This window comes from Clostridium luticellarii, from assembly GCF_002995845.1.
GTDB lineage: Bacteria > Bacillota > Clostridia > Clostridiales > Clostridiaceae > Clostridium_B > Clostridium_B luticellarii.
Window position 1 is genome coordinate 1 of the sequence record NZ_PVXP01000147.1, and the last position, 1,544, is coordinate 1,544.

The following is a 1,544-nucleotide window of genomic DNA, read 5'->3' on the forward strand; positions in this document are numbered from 1 at the left end:
CTATATAACATAATATCAACAGCAGATCATAAAATAGTTATAAACATGTGTTAATAACTATTTTTGATTTAGACGTTTTGTTAAATCATTTACAGCATTTTGAAGACTTTCGTCATGTTTTAAATTGCTTGATATTTTTTCATAGGCGTGTATTACTGTGGTATGATCTCTACCTCCAAATTCTTCTCCTATTTTTGGTAAAGACATATCTGTAAGTTTTCTGCATAAATACATTGCTATTTGTCGTGGAAAAGCTACATTTCTAGTTCTTCTAGCTGATTTGAAGTCAGATACTTTTAAATTATAATAATTTGCCACAACATCTTGTATTAGATCTACAGTAACTTGTTTTGATTGTTTGCTTGAGATTATATCTTTTAGTGCTTCTATAGCTAGATCTATACTTATCTCACTGTTTGTAAGAGAAGAAAAAGCGGCTATTCTTATAAGTGCTCCTTCTAGTTCCCTGATGTTTGATTTAATTTTTGTAGCTATGTATACCATGACTTCGTTTGGAATATTTAAATTTTCTACGTCTGCTTTCTTTTTTAATATGGCCATTCTTGTTTCAAAATCTGGTGGCTGAATATCGGCTATCAATCCCCATTCGAATCTGGATCTAAGTCTGTCTTCTAATGTAGGAATTTCCTTTGGTGGTCTATCACTTGATAGAATTATTTGTTTGTTTGCTTCATACAGGGCATTAAAAGTATGGAAAAATTCTTCTTGAGTGCTTTCTTTACCTGCTATAAATTGAATATCGTCTATTAATAATACGTCTATATTTCTGTATTTATCTCTAAATTCTACATTTTTATCATCTTTTATTGAATTTATGAGTTCATTTGTGAATTTTTCAGATGAAACATAAGTTACTTTAGATTTTTTATTATTTTCCAATATATAATGACCTATAGCGTGCATCAGATGAGTTTTTCCAAGACCTACTCCTCCATATATAAATAATGGATTGTATGCTTTAGCAGGTGATTCGGCCACTGCAAGGGATGCAGCATGAGCAAATCGGTTACTATTTCCTATAACAAAAGAATCAAAAGTATATTTTGGGTTTAACATTGTGGGCATTTCTTCGTTTAGTACTATTGATTGTTTGCTGGAATATTTAGTTCTACTATCCGACGTTAAGGCTTCTTCTGATTTGGATAAAACTAAAAATTTGATATTGTATTTTTTTGAAGTAATTAATTTTAGTGCATTTGATATTAAGTTTGTGTATTTGCTAGATAATATTCCCTTTGTTAAATCATTTGGTACGCTTAATACAAAAGTGTTATTTTCAATGGATACAGGAGTAATACTTTTAATCCATGTGTTAAAACTAATTTCGGTAATTTCGCCTTTTATTATGGTTAAAGATTGTTCCCATATTTCTTTTGGGTGGGCATTCATTTTGTATCCTCCAGTCTTAGAAAAATAATTCTGAGTTTATATTCTCCATTATTATATTTTGTTGACATATGTTTATAAAAATATTCACATGTTTATAATTAAGTTTATAAATTTAAGTATAAAGAGTTGTAAAA

At 29.1% G+C, this 1,544-nt stretch carries 1 protein-coding gene; it reads right to left on the reverse strand.

Annotated features, from left to right (window positions below; all coding sequences use genetic code 11):
* Window positions 1–57: 57 nt before the first annotated feature.
* Window positions 58–1,410 carry a chromosomal replication initiator protein DnaA gene (gene dnaA, locus CLLU_RS18440; protein ID WP_106011210.1) on the reverse strand — a complete coding sequence of 451 codons (1,353 nt, stop codon included), beginning with the start codon at window positions 1,408–1,410 and terminating at the stop codon, window positions 58–60.
* Window positions 1,411–1,544: the final 134 nt, after the last annotated feature.

Excerpts from the sequence above, each read along its gene's own strand:
- dnaA (WP_106011210.1), bottom strand. The coding sequence starts at position 1,410 with ATGAATGCCCACCCAAAAGAAATATGGGAACAATCTTTAACCATAATA.